This is a genomic window from Microbacterium elymi, assembly GCF_021582895.2.
Classification (GTDB): domain Bacteria; phylum Actinomycetota; class Actinomycetes; order Actinomycetales; family Microbacteriaceae; genus Microbacterium; species Microbacterium humicola.
Window position 1 is genome coordinate 786,339 of sequence record NZ_CP091139.2, and the last position, 14,288, is coordinate 800,626.

General features: G+C 69.9%; 8 protein-coding genes and 8 pseudogenes. 9 read left to right on the top strand and 7 right to left on the bottom strand.

Going from position 1 to position 14,288, the window contains the following annotated elements; genetic code table 11:
• Nucleotide 1 precedes the first annotated feature (1 nt).
• Nucleotides 2–1,881: pseudogene (locus L2X98_RS04240) on the bottom strand (FAD-dependent monooxygenase).
• Between the two features lie 127 nt (nt 1,882–2,008).
• On the opposite strand from L2X98_RS04240, the gene L2X98_RS04245 reads away from it, so the two are divergent.
• Together L2X98_RS04245 and L2X98_RS20035 are read left to right on the top strand one after the other, a co-directional pair.
• Nucleotides 2,009–2,524: a helix-turn-helix domain-containing protein gene (locus L2X98_RS04245; RefSeq protein ID WP_354002918.1), complete on the top strand. Its 516-nt coding sequence runs from the start codon at nt 2,009–2,011 to the stop codon at nt 2,522–2,524.
• Between the two features lie 13 nt (nt 2,525–2,537).
• Nucleotides 2,538–2,717 (top strand): IclR family transcriptional regulator, encoded by a 180-nt coding sequence (locus tag L2X98_RS20035; protein ID WP_354002919.1) that lies wholly within the window; start codon nt 2,538–2,540, stop codon nt 2,715–2,717.
• 66 nt (nt 2,718–2,783) lie between these two features.
• Here the strand turns inward: L2X98_RS20035 and L2X98_RS04250 are convergent, their stop codons facing one another.
• The 4 genes and pseudogenes from L2X98_RS04250 to L2X98_RS22620 all read right to left on the bottom strand — a co-directional run bounded on the left by L2X98_RS04250 (nt 2,784) and on the right by L2X98_RS22620 (nt 6,624).
• Nucleotides 2,784–3,470: an FAD-dependent oxidoreductase gene (locus tag L2X98_RS04250; RefSeq protein ID WP_259612425.1), complete on the bottom strand. Its 687-nt coding sequence runs from the start codon at nt 3,468–3,470 to the stop codon at nt 2,784–2,786.
• Between the two features lie 379 nt (nt 3,471–3,849).
• Nucleotides 3,850–4,122 (bottom strand): annotated as a pseudogene (locus L2X98_RS04255) (FAD-dependent oxidoreductase); the annotation flags it as partial.
• A gap of 336 nt (nt 4,123–4,458) precedes the next feature.
• Entirely contained in the window at nt 4,459–4,971 is a 513-nt protein-coding gene (locus L2X98_RS04260; RefSeq protein WP_259612426.1) for a TetR/AcrR family transcriptional regulator, read from the bottom strand.
• A gap of 83 nt (nt 4,972–5,054) precedes the next feature.
• A pseudogene (locus L2X98_RS22620) lies at nt 5,055–6,624 on the bottom strand (aminomethyl transferase family protein).
• Between L2X98_RS22620 and L2X98_RS04275 the strand changes: the two are divergent.
• The 3 genes and pseudogenes from L2X98_RS04275 to L2X98_RS04285 form a co-directional block, all read left to right on the top strand.
• Nucleotides 6,612–6,704: pseudogene (locus L2X98_RS04275) on the top strand (hypothetical protein); the annotation flags it as partial. The pseudogenes L2X98_RS22620 and L2X98_RS04275 sit on opposite strands and share 13 nt — an antisense overlap.
• Nucleotides 6,705–6,841: 137 nt before the next feature.
• Nucleotides 6,842–7,246: a LysR substrate-binding domain-containing protein gene (locus tag L2X98_RS04280; RefSeq protein WP_259613188.1), complete on the top strand. Its 405-nt coding sequence runs from the start codon at nt 6,842–6,844 to the stop codon at nt 7,244–7,246.
• Nucleotides 7,131–7,385 (top strand): annotated as a pseudogene (locus L2X98_RS04285) (type 2 periplasmic-binding domain-containing protein); the annotation flags it as partial. The gene L2X98_RS04280 and the pseudogene L2X98_RS04285, both read left to right, overlap by 116 nt.
• On the opposite strand, the gene L2X98_RS04290 reads toward L2X98_RS04285, so the two are convergent.
• Nucleotides 7,328–7,477, bottom strand: a complete 150-nt coding sequence (locus L2X98_RS04290) for a hypothetical protein (RefSeq protein ID WP_259612428.1) — start codon at nt 7,475–7,477, stop codon at nt 7,328–7,330. The pseudogene L2X98_RS04285 and the gene L2X98_RS04290 sit on opposite strands and share 58 nt — an antisense overlap.
• A 134-nt stretch (nt 7,478–7,611) precedes the next feature.
• A pseudogene (locus tag L2X98_RS04295) lies at nt 7,612–9,041 on the bottom strand (MFS transporter).
• Nucleotides 9,042–9,176: 135 nt separating this feature from the next.
• On the opposite strand from L2X98_RS04295, the pseudogene L2X98_RS04300 reads away from it, so the two are divergent.
• The 4 genes and pseudogenes from L2X98_RS04300 (at nt 9,177) to hpaD (ending at nt 14,218) form a co-directional block, all read left to right on the top strand.
• A pseudogene (locus L2X98_RS04300) lies at nt 9,177–10,682 on the top strand (fumarylacetoacetate hydrolase family protein).
• Nucleotides 10,679–10,837 (top strand): annotated as a pseudogene (locus tag L2X98_RS04305) (GntR family transcriptional regulator); the annotation flags it as partial. The pseudogenes L2X98_RS04300 and L2X98_RS04305, both read left to right, overlap by 4 nt.
• Before the next feature lie 537 nt (nt 10,838–11,374).
• The gene (gene hpaE / locus L2X98_RS04315; protein ID WP_259613190.1) at nt 11,375–12,934 is read left to right on the top strand and encodes a 5-carboxymethyl-2-hydroxymuconate semialdehyde dehydrogenase; all 1,560 of its coding nucleotides are present in this window, start codon (nt 11,375–11,377) and stop codon (nt 12,932–12,934) included.
• A gap of 120 nt (nt 12,935–13,054) precedes the next feature.
• Nucleotides 13,055–14,218, top strand: a complete 1,164-nt coding sequence (hpaD, locus tag L2X98_RS04320) for a 3,4-dihydroxyphenylacetate 2,3-dioxygenase (RefSeq protein WP_259612429.1) — start codon at nt 13,055–13,057, stop codon at nt 14,216–14,218.
• Nucleotides 14,219–14,288: the final 70 nt, after the last annotated feature.

A 14,288-nucleotide genomic window follows, 5' to 3' on the forward strand; every position in this document is an offset into this window, starting at 1 on the left:
CTCACACCGCGACCAGGTTCTGCGCGAAGAACGCCGCCAGCTCGTCGGTCGCGGTCAGCGGCAGCACCGCCGCGACGTACTGATCGGGCCGGACGACGACCACGACGCCGTCGCGCGACAGCCCGCGCTCGGCGAAGATGTCGATGCCGTCGCCGGCGGCGAACACGCGCTCCCAGTTCATCAGCTCGAGCGATCCGCAGCGGGGCGGAACACGGCGGGCGCCGCCACGACATCCACCGCGTCGAAGTGCTGCTGGTAGATGACCTTGACATCGAACACCGCGTCCTCATCGCCCCCGGCCGGTGTGTACTGCACGATCGGCGAATCGGGTGAGGTCCGCATCCACTCCGCCCAGTCGGCGAGGGCGGATGCCTCGCCCTGACCGGGACGGTCGGCGAATGCATAGATCCGCCAGCGGCCGTCGGCCTGATGCTGATGCCCGATGTGCGTGACGTTGCCGTCGCACACCTGCACCGCCGCGGCGGACTTGAACCGCTTGCCGATCGGGTAGCCGGTGGCCAGCTCCTGATGCGTCGCGTCGCCGGTGATGATCGACGGCGAGTACTGGGTCATGAAGCCGGACGGGAACTCGCTGGTGGCCAGATAGAAGTCGGCGAGCTCCTGCGGGTCGGAGATCTCCTCGGGCTTGCGCGCCATCAGCGAGGACCACTGCCGGTCGAAGTCGATGAGCTCCTGGGCGACCGGCTGACGCTCGGCCGAGTACGTGGACAGCAGCTCCTCGGGACTGCGGCCGGTGAGCACGAGCCCGAGCTTCCAGCCCAGGTTGAACCCGTCCTGCATCGAGACGTTCATGCCCTGCCCCGCCTTGGCCGAGTGCGTGTGACAGGCGTCCCCCATCAGGAACACGCGCGGGGCGCGGTCCGAGCCGACCTCGACGTCGTCGAACTTGTCGGTGACCCGGTGCCCGACCTCGTACACGCTGTACCAGCCGGCCTGCTTCACCTCGATCGTGTACGGGTGCAGGATCTCGTTGGCCTTGGCGACGGTCTTCTCCAGCGGCGTCTGCCGCACGTGGTGGTGGTCGCCCTCGGGCACCTCGCCCAGGTCGACGTAGACCCGGCACAGGTATCCGCCCTCGCGCGGGATGTGCAGGATGTTGCCGGCCTCGGAGTTGATCGCGCACTTGGTGCGCCAGTCCGGGAAGTCGGTCTCCACCGTGACATCCATCACCCCCCACGCGTGCGCGGCGAACGCCCCCACGTGCTTGCGCCCGATGGCCTCGCGCACCTGGCTGCGGGCGCCGTCGGCGCCCCCGACGTACTTGGCCCGGATGGTGCGCTCCTGCCCCTCGCGCTCCCCCGCGACGTAGCGGACCCGCACCTCGACCGGGTACTCGCCCTCGTCGTGCACGGTCAGGCCGACGAACTCGATGCCGAAGTCGGGGGTGATCCGGCCGGGACCGCGCACCGCGGCCTCGGCGAAGTAGTCGAGCACCCGGGCCTGGTTGACGATCAGGTGCGGGAACTCGCTGATGTCCTGCGCGTAGTCGGCCTGGCGCGTGGTGCGGATGATGTTCTCGGGATGCTCCGGGTCGGGGGTCCAGTAGTTCATCCACGCGATGTTGTACGCCTCGGCGACGATGTGCGGCGCGAAGCCGAACGCCTGGAACGTCTCCACGCTGCGGGGCTGGATGCCGTCGGCCTGGCCGAGGGCGAGTCGGCCCGGCCGGCGCTCGATCATGCGCGTGGTGATCTCGGGGAACTGCGACATCTGGGCGGCCAGGAGCATCCCCGCCGGGCCCGAGCCGACGATGAGCACGTCGACCTCGTCGGGGAGTTCAGTCGGGCGGTCGATCCCGGTTCCGGCCGCGGGCAGGACGCGGGGTTCACCGGACACGTAACCGTTGTGATGGAACTGCATGGATTCTCCTCGGCATCGAGGGTGTCGCTTCTCACGGCATTGTTCTATATTGGAACGCGACACTCTACTATTGAACAGAATCGTATACGACAGGCGGCCGCCGATCAAGGCCCGCGAGCGGAGGACTGTGACCGAGACGAGCGATGCGCCCGCCAGCCAGACGCTGAGCCGCGGCATCCGGATCCTCGAGATCCTCAGCGATGCCGCCGAGCCGCTCGCGATCGACGAGGTCTCCCGGCGCCTCGGCGTGCACCGCTCAGTGGCCTACCGGCTCGTGCGCACGCTCGAGCACCACGGCCTCACCGGCCGCACCGACGGCGGGCGGATCGCGCTCGGCGCGCGCCTGGCTGCACTGGCCGCCGGCGTCGCGCGGGATCTGCAGTCCGAGGCCCTGCCCGAGCTGACCGCGGTCGCCAACGACGTGGGGCTCACCTGCTTTCTGGTGGTGCTCGACCGCGACGAGTGCGTGACCCTGGTGAGCGTCGAGCCGCGGCACGCCGGCGCGTCGGTGGCGCAAGCGGCCGGGCTCGCGGCATCCCCTCGGCATCGGCGCCCCCGGACGCGCCGTGCTCAGCCTGCTCCCGCGGTCGCAGTGGCCCGCCACGATCTCGGCGCAGATCGAGGAGCAGCTGCGCGCGGCTGAGCCGCACGGGTTCATGGTCAGCCACGACGAGGTCATCCCCCACCTGCACGCCGTGGCCGTCCCCCTGCCGCTGCGCGGGCGCGCCCCGGCCGCGATCGCGGTGGTGTCGCTGGGCGACCAGCGTCGGGCCGGCGAGCTCGCCGCGCGCCTGCAGCGGGCCGCCGACGTGATCCGCGCCTCGATCGGCGGCTGACCGGGGCGGGCGGCGCGGGCCTGGGTTCGGAGCGGGGCGGCCCGGGTCGGGGCGGGGATGCCGCGGTCAGGCCGTGCGGAACTCGTCGATCAGGCCGCGCGCGGTCGTGATGCCCGACTCGATCGCGCCGTCGACGACGACGCCGTTCCAGCCCTTCGCCCAGTCGGCGCCGGCGAAGCGCAGGCGCGTATCGGTGCCGCGGAACAGACTCCACCCCTCGAGGAACTGCCCCGACCGCGGCGTCGCCCACGTCTGCCCGGTCCATCGGTCGCCGCCCCAGTCGTGACTGGTGGCCTCGATCACCTCGAGGTCGGGACGCCAGCGGCTGACGATCTCCTGGATCTGGTCGCGGTCATCCCAGTCGATCTTCGTGCGGTCCGGACCGAACCCGACCAGGATCGTCGTGTCGTCGTCGAGGAAGTACTCGCTGCGCGCCATCGCGATCGGGTGGCCGGTCGGCGCGGTCGCGATGAACGAGTGATGCCCGCGGATCTTGATCCAGATCTTGAATCCCGTGCAGTTCCAGCCCGCATCGACGACCTCCTGCGCCTTCGCCGGAAGCGCCGGCGTGAACGAGAGGTTCGAGAGCGCTCCGAGCGGTGCCGTCAGGATCACAGCATCCGCTCGCTCGATGCCGCCGTCGGCAAGCGTGACCTGCGCGCCCTGCTCGTCGTGGGCGATCGCCGCGACGGGAGTGTTCAGCCGGATGTCGGTGTGCAGGTCGGCGGCGATGGACTCGTAGATCCCGCGCATGCCGTTCGTGAGCTTGTAGCGCAGCGTCTGGTCGTCGAGCAGGGGCAAGCCGGTGGTCGCTGAGGGACGCCCAGTGCTTGGCCATCAGCGGCGACCCGCTGGCGCCGTACCCGTTGTAGCCGGCGTTCCAGTAGGCATCGGCGAGGTCGATCTCCTCCTGGGTGAAGGTGCCGTCGCGCAGGGCATCCAGGACGCCGCCCTGGTCGGCCGCGCGGAAGCGGGCGATCAGGTCGTCGTCGCCGGAGTCGAGGATGTGCAGGGGCTCGTGCGGGTACGGGAAGAACTCGCGCGACCCCTCGAAGATCCGCTCCTGCGGCCGGCTGAGCTTGGCATCCATCTCGGATTCCGGCCCGGAATGCACGTCGCCGGCCGTGAGCCAGTACGCCTGCTCGTGGTACGGGCTGGGGTAGATCGACTGGCCGTAGCGGGTGATCTCGGTCCAGACGAAGGGCTGGAACCAGTGCACCCAGGTGGCGCCCATCTCCAGGGCGTGCCCCATCCGCTCGTCGGTCCAGGCGCGTCCTCCGATGCGGTCGCGCGCCTCCAGGACGGTCACCCGGATGCCGGCGCCCTCGAGTTCGCGCGCGGCGACGAGGCCGGAGAAGCCGGCGCCGACGACGATGACGTGGCGTGTGGACAGGTCGGTGCTCATGCGTTCCGCCTTCGGTCGCTGTGGTCTCCGCCGTCCTCGGCGGTGCCCACACTGTATGACTATCCAAATGGATAGTCAACCCGCCCTCCCCGCGCCTCCCCGTCCCCCGCCGAGGTTGTCCTCCGTCCCGCGAGATTGTCCTCCGTCCCGCGAGGTTGTCCTCCGTCCCGCGAGATTGTCCTCGAAGTTCGGAGAACAATCTCGGCGAACAGAGCACAACCTCGACGCACCGACGACAACCTCGGCGAACAAAGCACAACCTCGACGCACCGAAGACAACCTGGGCGAACAAGGCACAACCTCGACGCACCGAGGACAACCTCGGCGGAGGGCGAGTCAGGCGGGGGATGCCGCGGCCCGGACGAGCGCGCGGATGCGGTCGAGCACCGGCCCGACGTCCTCCGGGAGCACGACCTGGCGGAACACGAGCCCGTCCAGGGCGAACCAGATCGCGTCGATCAGCGCCTCGTCGCGCACCCCGATCCGCCGCAGCGCGGCCGCGTTCGCGTCGCGATACGCGGCATAGTAGCGCTGCGCGTGCGGGCGCAGCTCGGGCCGGCGCCGCGCCTCCAGCAGCAGCTCGTACTGGAACGCCTGCATGTCGCCGTCCCGCTGCGCGAGCGTCTCGATCCCGGCGGCGAAGGCCGCGGCATCCGTCACCTCGTCGAACATGCTCGACGCGCGCAGACTCTCGGTCACCGCGTAGTCGAGGGATGCCGCGATGAGCTGGTCGCGGGTGCCGAAATGGTGCCGGACCAGGCCGTGCGACACCCCCGCCTTCGCCGCCACGGCCCGATAGGTCAGCGACCGCAGCCCGCCCTGCGCCACGACCGCGATGGTCGCGCGCAAGCGCCAGCCGGCCGGAGGTCGCACTCTCGCTCACACCGGCAGACTACCCAGGCCGCGGCATCCACCCGGCACCGTCGCGGCCGTCAGTTCGCGCGATAGTCGGTGCGCGCCTCCACCGTGAGCGGCGCCGGTTGCACGGTCGCGCGGATCTTGACCTGCACGTGCTCCTCGACCTGCGCCTTCGACGACACCGGGTCCTCGCCCCAGACCACCTCGACCTCGGTGCCCGGCTCGGCGAACTCCGACTCGACGACGGCCAGCGACAGCATCCGCCGCTCGTTCGCCGAGTATCCGGTCCACGTCGACAGTCCGACCAGGCGCCCGTCGACCTCGACCCGGTCGAAGTGGAACGTGTCGTACAGCGCCATCGGCAGGTTGAAGAACTTCGCCCCCACGCCGTCCTGGAACATCGACGCGAACGCCGCACCGGTGTCCTCGCCGTTCCACACCAGCGTGACCTTGCGGCGGGTGTCGGTCCTGCCCTCGGCGACCATGCGCTCCAGCGCCTCGCGCCCGATGAAGTCGTGGTCGAACTTGACGATCTTGCCGTAGCCGAGCTCGAACGGCGTGACGTAGTAGTCCTCGATGTTCTCGGAGTAGAAGCTGCCGCCCAGCGGTGCGGTCCGCTCGTACCCGCGGGCCTTGTCTGTGAGCCAGCGCCGATAGTCCGCCAGGCTGTCGTCGGTGTAGATCGCCGGCAGCGGCCGCGGGAGCCACCCGGACTCCAGGGCATTCGTGTGATACGCACGGCCGCCGACCGGCGTGAGTCCGGTCGTCTCCCCCGCCTTCATGAGCGCGGCGCGCACCACCGCGTTGTCTTCCCACGGCCCCCACAGCTCGAGGCCGGGCTCGCCGGCCATTCCGTGGCGCAACGCGCGCACCGGCTTGCCGGCGATCGTGAGCGTGGTCATGTGAAAGAACTTCAGCTTGCGGCGGCTCGCCGCCGATCGCCTCGCGGATGACCTCCATCGCCCCGGGGCCCTGGATCTCGTACCGATACAGCACCGGGTCGCCGTCACGATAGCCCGAGTGGTCATCCCGCCAGACCTCGACGTCGTAGCCTCCGGTCTCGGCGTGGTAGTGCATCCAGTTGATCGACGGCGGGATGCCGACGGCCTGGTACTCGTCGTCGCTGAGGTGGAACAGGATGTTGTCGCCGATGACGTGACCGTCGGGGCTGACCGCCACGAACTGCTTCGCCACATCGACGGGGAAGTTCGCGACGCTGTTGACCGCGAGGTCGCTGATCAGCTTGAGCGCATCCGGCCCCTTGATGTTCAGATCGGACATATGGTGCGACTGGTCGTAGAGCACTGCGGTGCGCTGCCACGCGCGCTGCTCATCGCGCCAGTTCGTGAACTCGGGCACCACCCGGGGCACGATCGACGGCGGGGTCTGCGACTCCACAGCAGCTTCTGCGGGCTGCCGGCCTCGGCGATGGCGTCTTCGAGATTGTCTGACATGGCGTTTTCTCCCGTCGTTCGGTTCGGCATCATCGCCGCCCCTCCAGTGTGGGCGACGAGCTTGACATGCAAAAGCGGTTTGTGTCTGGGTGAAACCCAAGCAGAATCTACGTATGGATGCTCCAGACCTTCCGGACTTCACCCTCCGACAGCTGTCGTACCTCACCGCGGCGGCGGATGCCGGCACCATCGCCGCGGCGGCTGCACAGCTTGCACATCACGGCGTCCGCCGTCTCGGATGCGATCACCGAGCTGGAACGGGTGATGGGGACGCGCCTGTGCGTACGGCGGCGTGCGCACGGCCTCACCCTGACCAGCGCGGGCGCGCATGCCGTGGCACAGGCGCGGCCCCTGCTGGCCGCGGCGCGGGAGCTCACGACGTCGCTCGCGGCAGCGGCGGCGAACTGGTGGGCCCGATCACGATCGGCTGCTACCCGACGCTGGCCCCGACCGTCCTGCCGCCGCTGCTGCACGACTTCGGCGAGGCGCATCCGCGCGTGCAGCTGCACATCTTCGAGGCCACCCAGGATCAGATGGAGGGCCGGATCGAGTCCGGCGAGGTGGATGTCGCGTTCGTCTACGACACGCTCGTTCCGGGGATGCCGCGGCGAGAGCAGCTGTTCGCCCTGGCTTGCGCACGTGCTCGTCGCCGGATCCGACCCGCTCGCGGAGGCCGCCGCGGTCCGGCTCGAGGACGTCGCGGACCGCGACCTGATCCTCCTCGATGCGCCGCCGTCCAGCGCCCACACGCTGTCGCTGTTCGCCGCGCGCGGGCTGGTCCCCCGCATCCGGCACCGCACCAGCAGCTATGAGGTCGTGCGCACCCTCGTCGGACGCGGGCTGGGCTACGGCATCCTCGTCCAGCGCCCCGCGAACCCGGCGAGCTACGAAGGCTACCCGGTGGTCATGAAGCAGATCGATCCGCCGGTGGCGCCGGTGGGCATCGACGTGATCTGGTCGGCGCAGACCGAGCCGCCGGAGCGGGTGCGGGCGCTGATCGCGTTCGCCCGCTCGATCCGGTGGACGGATGCGGCATCCCCCACGGCAGCGGCGAGACACGGGAATCCCGTCGAGACCGATGACGATGTCGTCGGTCTCGACGGGAATCCCCGGTCTCGGCAATCTGAGCGCTGCAAGCCCAGCGCTGCGCGCGCGCGCGAGAGAGCGCGCCGCGCGCTCAGGCCTGCTTCATGCCGTAGAGCTGACCGCGGGCCTGCTGATCCTCGTGCTCCGGGTCGAGCGGGATGCCGGTGCGGTCGCGCAGCGCAGCGTCGCGATGAACGCGATCACGACCACGCCCGCGAGGTACCAGGTGATCCACGTCGTCGACCCTGTCGCCTGGAAGATCGCCTGTGCGATCAGCGGCGAGAACGCACCGCCCAGCACTGCACCGATCGCGTACGAGATCGACACGCCCGAGAAGCGGATCGAGGCCGGGAACAGCTCCGAGTACAGCGCCGCCTGTGGGCCGTAGGTGAACCCCAGTCCCACGGTGAGGATGACCAGCGCGATCAGCATCGACCAGATGGTGCCGACGTTGACCAGGGGGAACAGCACGGCGATGCCGATGAGCATGCAGACCCAGCCGATGATGTACATGTTGCGGCGGCCGATCTTGTCGGAGAGCCATCCACCGAGCCAGGTGAACACGAGCCAGGTCACGCCCGACAGGGCGACGACCCAGAACACGGGGCCGGCGTCGAGGCCGATCGGCCCCTTCGGGTCGGTGGCGTAATGCTGCACATATCCGCCCGTGGTCATGTAGCCGACGGCGTTGTTGCCGGCGAACACGAGCGCGGCGACGATCACCAGCAGCAGGTGGTGGCGCAGCAGCTTCACGATGGGCATCCGCGTCTCGGCCTTGCGCTCGGCGATCTCCTCGAACACCGGGCTCTCCTCGACGCGGCGTCGCACCCAGTAGCCCACGCCGATCAGCACGATCGACAGCAGGAACGGGATGCGCCAGCCCCACTGGCCGAACGGAGTGTCGGCCAGCGCGATGTCGGAGCCGGCCGGCACGCCCGGGAAGATCGCCTCGACGACCGCGAGGACCATCGATGCCAGGAGCAGGCCGATCGGCACCCCGATCTGCGGTGACGCGCCGAACAGACCGCGCTTCTTCTTCGGGGCGTGCTCGACGGCCATGAGCACCGCGCCGCCCCACTCGCCGCCGGCCGAGATGCCCTGCACGACGCGCAGGAAGATCAGCAGGATCGGCCCCCAGACGCCGATGACCGCCGTCGTGGGCAGGACGCCGACCAGGGTGGTGGCCGCACCCATCAGCAGCAGGGTGATCACGAGCATCGGACGACGTCCGATCTTGTCGCCGTAGTGACCGGCGAGGAAGGCGCCCAGCGGACGGAACAGGAAGCTCACGCCGACGCTGAAGAACGACACGATCTGCGCGAAGTCCTCGCCCATCGGCTCGAAGAACAGGGCCGCGAACACGGTGGCCGCGGCGAACGCGTAGATGAAGAAGTCGTACCACTCGACGGTGGTTCCGATGACCGTGGCGAACACGACCCGCCGGCGATCCTTGGGCGACGCGATGGTGCCGGTCGGGGTGAGGATGTCCTCGTCCGGGCCGTCCGCTGCCGGTGTACTCATGTGTCGACTCCTCTGTCTGTGGTGACTGCGCTGTCCCCGGCCCGAGGCTAGTGCCATTCCGGGAGAACCGGAACGCTTGCCGGATTCCGATTGATCATATACGATTTCAGATACAACACAAGGGCGAGGGGGCTCATGAGCACTGACAGCACATCGACGACGGATGCCGCCGACCCGCGCTTCGCGGGGCTTCCCGGTCGCCCGGGCAAGATCATCGCCGTGCATCTGAGCTATGCCTCGCGTGCCGACCAGCGCGGCCGGCGCCTGGCATCCCCGTCGTACTTCTTCAAGCCGTCCAGCTCGGTCGCCGCCTCCGGCGCGAGCATCGAGCGGCCCGCGGGCACCGAGCTGCTCGCATTCGAGGGCGAGATCGCCGTGGTGATCGGCACGGCCGCCCGCCGGGTCCCGCTCGAGACCGCATGGGACCACGTCGGCTGGGTCACCGCCGCGAACGACTTCGGCGTGTACGACCTGCGCGCGAACGACAAGGGGTCCAACGTCCGCTCCAAAGGCGGCGACGGCTACACGCCGATCGGCGCGCACCTGATCGACGCCCGCACCGTCGACCCCGCGGCCCTGCGGCTTGCGCACCTGGGTGAACGGCGCACTCGTGCAGGACGACACCTCGGCCGGTCTGATCTTCCCGCTCGCGCAGTTCGTCGCCGACCTGTCGCAGCACTTCACCCTCGAGCCGGGCGACGTCATCCTCACCGGAACGCCGGCCGGCTCCTCCGTCGTCGTCCCCGGGGATGTCGTCGAGGTCGAGCTCGACGCGCCCACCGCCCCCGGCGCACCGACCTCGGGCCGCCTGCTGACCACCGTGGTCCAGGGCGCCGACGGCTTCGACGCCGCGATCGGCTCGCTGCCCGCGGTCGACGACGCGCAGCGGGCGGATGCCTGGGGCACGCGCGCCGCCGCGGGACTGGCCGACCCGCAGCCGGCGCTGAGCGCGCGAGCGCGCCAAGCTCGAGCGCGCCCCCGTCGCCGGCCTGTCGGCGCAACCTGCGCAAGCGCGGCCTGAACAACGTCGCCATCGACGGCCTGGTCCCGATGCACCCCGACGCCAAGCTGATCGGCACCGCCAAGACCCTGCGGTTCGTGCCCAACCGCGAAGACCTGTTCCGCGCGCACGGCGGCGGCTACAACCCGCAGAAGCAGGCGTTCGACGCCGTAGGCCCGGGCGAGGTCATCGTGATCGAGGCGCGCGGCGACGCGGGCGCCGGCACGCTCGGCGACATCCTCGCGATCCGCGCGCACGCCGCCGGCGCGGCCGGCATCGTCACCGACGGCGCGGTGCGCGATTACGACGCGGTCGCGGCCGTCGGCATCCCGGTCTTCTCGCAGGGTTCGCACCCGGCGGTGCTCGGACGCAAGCACGTCGCCTGGGACCACGACCTCACCGTCGCCTGCGGCGGCGCCACCGTACAGCCCGGCGACGTCATCGTCGGCGACAGCGACGGCGTGATCGTCATCCCGACGGCCATGGTCGAAGAGGTCGTGGACGCCGCCCTCGCCCAGGAGGACGAGGACGGCTGGGTTGCCGCGCAGGTCGCGGCCGGACACCGCATCGACGGGCTGTTCCCGATGAACGCGCAGTGGCGTGCTCGGTACGAGGCCGAGCACGCGCGGGAGGACCGATGAGCAGCACCGTCGCCGCCGCGCTGAGCAAATCCGAGCAGGCCTACGCGTTCATCCACGAACGCATCACGCAGCACCGGTACACACCCGGCTACCGGCTGGTGCTCGGCACCATCGCCGACGAGCTGGGGATGAGCGTCGTGCCGGTGCGGGAGGCGATCCGACGTCTGGAGGCCGAGGGCATGGTCACGTTCGAGCGGAACGTCGGCGCCCGGGTCTCGGTGGTCGATGAGAGCGAGTACGTCTTCACGATGCAGACCCTCGGCCTCGTCGAGGGGTCGGCGATCTCGCTGGCCGCGCCGCGGATCACGCCGGAGCAGCTCGCGCAGGCCCGCGCGGTGAACGAGCGGATGCGGCTCGCTGCTGGACCACTTCGACCCGCACGAGTTCACCCGCCTGAACCAGCGGTTCCACACCATCCTGTTCGAGCAGTGCCCGAATCCGCACATCCTGGACCTCGTGCACCGGGGCTGGCGGCGCCTGCCGGGAGTGCGCGACTCGACCTTCGCGATCGTCCCCGACCGCGCCGCGCACTCGGTCGCCGAGCACGAGCAGCTCCTGCGGCTGATCGAGGACGGCGCCGACGCGCTGCAGATCGAACTGGCCGCGCGCAACCACCGCTGGCGGACGCTGGACGCGTTCCTGCTCGCCCGCCACCACGACTCCCCTTCCCCGAACTCCCCGATGGAGGAATCATGACCGACACCGCCCCCGCCCTCGATCGGCGCCACGTTCCCGCCGACCTGCCCCCGCGCATCCAGCACTACATCGACGGCGCCTTCGTCGACTCGCTGGACGGCGACACGTTCGACGTGCTCGAACCGGTCTCCAACGAGGTGTACGTGCAGGCCGCAGCCGGCAAGAAGGCCGACATCGACCGGGCCGTCGCCGCCGCCACGCGCGCGTTCACCGAGGGCCCGTGGCCGCGGATGCTGCCGCGCGAGCGCTCCCGGGTGCTGCACCGGATCGCCGACATCGTCGAGTCCCGCGACGCGCGGCTGGCCGAGCTGGAGAGCTTCGACTCGGGCCTGCCGATCACGCAGGCGCTCGGGCAGGCCCGCCGCGCGGCGGAGAACTTCCGCTTCTTCGCCGACCTGATCGTCGCCCAGGCCGATGACACCTTCAAGGTGCCCGGCCGGCAGATCAACTACGTCAACCGCAAGCCGATCGGCGTGGCCGGACTGATCACGCCGTGGAACACGCCGTTCATGCTCGAGTCGTGGAAGCTGGGCCCGGCCCTGGCCACCGGCAACACCGTCGTGCTCAAGCCGGCCGAGTTCACCCCGCTGTCGGCGTCGCTGTGGGCGGGCATCTTCGAAGAGGCCGGCCTGCCGCAGGGCGTGTTCAACCTGGTCAACGGACTCGGCGAGGACGCCGGCGACGCGCTGGTGAAGCATCCCGACGTCCCGCTCATCTCGTTCACCGGCGAGAGCAGCACCGGTCAGCTGATCTTCGGGAACGCCGCGCCGTTCCTGAAGGGCCTGTCGATGGAGCTGGGCGGCAAGTCGCCGGCCGTCGTGTTCGCCGACGCCGACCTGGACGCCGCCATCGACGCCACCATCTTCGGCGTCTTCTCGCTGAACGGCGAGCGCTGCACGGCCGGCTCGCGGATCCTCGTCGAGCGGTCGATCTACGACGAGTTCGTGCAGCGCTACGCCGCCCAGGCGCAGCGGGTCAAGGTCGGCTACCCGCACGACCCCGACACCGAGGTGGGGGCGCTGGTGCACCCCGAGCACTACGCGAAGGTGATGAGCTACGTCGAGCTCGGCAAGACCGAGGGGCGCCTGGTCGCCGGCGGCGGCCAGCCGAAGGACTTCGCCTTCGGCAACTTCATCGCCCCGACCGTGTTCGCCGACGTCTCCCCCGACGCGCGGATCTTCCAGGAGGAGATCTTCGGGCCGGTCGTGGCGATCACCCCGTTCGACTCCGACGAGGAGGCGCTCGCCCTGGCCAACAACACGAAGTACGGCCTGGCGGCGTACGTCTGGACGAACGACCTGAAGCGCGCGCACAACTTCGCCCAGTCCGTCGAGGCGGGCATGGTCTGGCTGAACTCGAACAACGTGCGCGATCTGCGCACCCCGTTCGGCGGGGTCAAGGCCTCGGGCCTCGGCCACGAGGGCGGCTACCGCTCGATCGACTTCTACACCGACCAGCAGGCCGTGCACATCACGCTCGGCGCGGTGCACAACCCGACCTTCGGCAAGCAGGACCACTTCACCGAGGTCGACCTGGACGACCCGGACCCCCGCTGAACCCACCATCCCCACCCCACAGGTCGCTGAGCGAGCGCAGCGAGACGAAGCGCCCGGGCCCTTCGTCTCGTCGCTTCGATCCTCGCTCAGGGACCTGAGATCACACGCAAGGACGCTGACATGACCGACCGCAAAGACATGACGATGACCTCCTCGGGCTTCTACGTATCCCAGGAGGCGCCGATCGTGACCGCCAACCCGGTGCCGACCCCGACCGCACCGGCCCCCGACATCCTGCGCTGCGCGTACATGGAGCTCGTGGTCACCGACCTGAAGCGCTCGCGCGACTTCTACGTCGACGTGCTGGGGCTGACCGTGACCGAAGAGGACGAGACCACCGTCTACCTGCGCTCGCTCGAGGAGTTCATCCACCACAACCTGGTGCTGCGCCAGGGGCCGGTGGCCGCGGTCGCCGCCTTCAGCTACCGGGTGCGCGCCGCCGAAGATCTCGACCGCGCCGTGGCCTTCTTCACCGAGCTCGGATGCCGCGTCGAGCGTCGCGCCGAGGGGTATGTCAAGGGCATCGGCGACTCGGTGCGTGTCACCGACCCGCTCGGCTTCCCGTACGAGTTCTTCCACGACGTGGAGCACGTGGAGCGCCTCGCCTGGCGCTACGACCTGTACACCCCGGGGTCGCTGGTGCGTCTGGACCACTTCAACCAGGTCACCCCCGACGTCCCGCGCGCGACGCGGTACATGCAGGACCTCGGGTTCCGCGTGACCGAGGACATCCAGGACGAGCAGGGCACCGTCTACGCCGCGTGGATGCGGCGCAAGCCCACCGTGCACGACACCGCGATGACCGGCGGCGACGGGCCGCGCATGCACCACATCGCGTTCTCGACGCACGAGAAGCACAACATCCTCGCGATCTGCGACAAGCTCGGCGCGCTGCGGCAGTCGGACTGCATCGAGCGCGGCCCCGGCCGCCACGGCGTCTCGAACGCGTTCTACCTGTACCTGCGCGACCCGGACGGGCACCGGGTGGAGATCTACACCCAGGACTACTACACCGGCGACCCCGACAACCCGGTGGTCACCTGGGACGTGCACGACAACCAGCGCCGCGACTGGTGGGGCAACCCCGTCGTCCCCTCCTGGTACACGGATGCCTCGCTCGTCCTGGACCTGGACGGCACCCCGCAGCCGGTGGTGGCGCGCACCGAGGCGACCGAGCTGGAGGCGACCATCGGCGCCGACGGCTTCTCGTACACGCGCTCCGCGGACGAGGGCGAGATGCCGGAGTGGAAGCAGGGCGAGTACAAGCTCGGCCACCAGCTGTAGGTCGTCACCGGCCCTTCGTCTCGTCGCTGCGCTCCTCGCTCAGGTACCTGCGCGAACACCGGTCCCTGAG

Coding starts and splice junctions, on each gene's coding strand:
- L2X98_RS20035 (WP_354002919.1), top strand. CDS start 2,538: ATGGTCAGCCACGACGAGGTCATCCCCCACCTGCACGCCGTGGCCGTC.
- L2X98_RS04250 (WP_259612425.1), bottom strand. CDS start 3,470: ATGCGCGGGATCTACGAGTCCATCGCCGCCGACCTGCACACCGACATC.
- hpaE (WP_259613190.1), top strand. CDS start 11,375: ATGACCGACACCGCCCCCGCCCTCGATCGGCGCCACGTTCCCGCCGAC.
- hpaD (WP_259612429.1), top strand. CDS start 13,055: ATGACCGACCGCAAAGACATGACGATGACCTCCTCGGGCTTCTACGTA.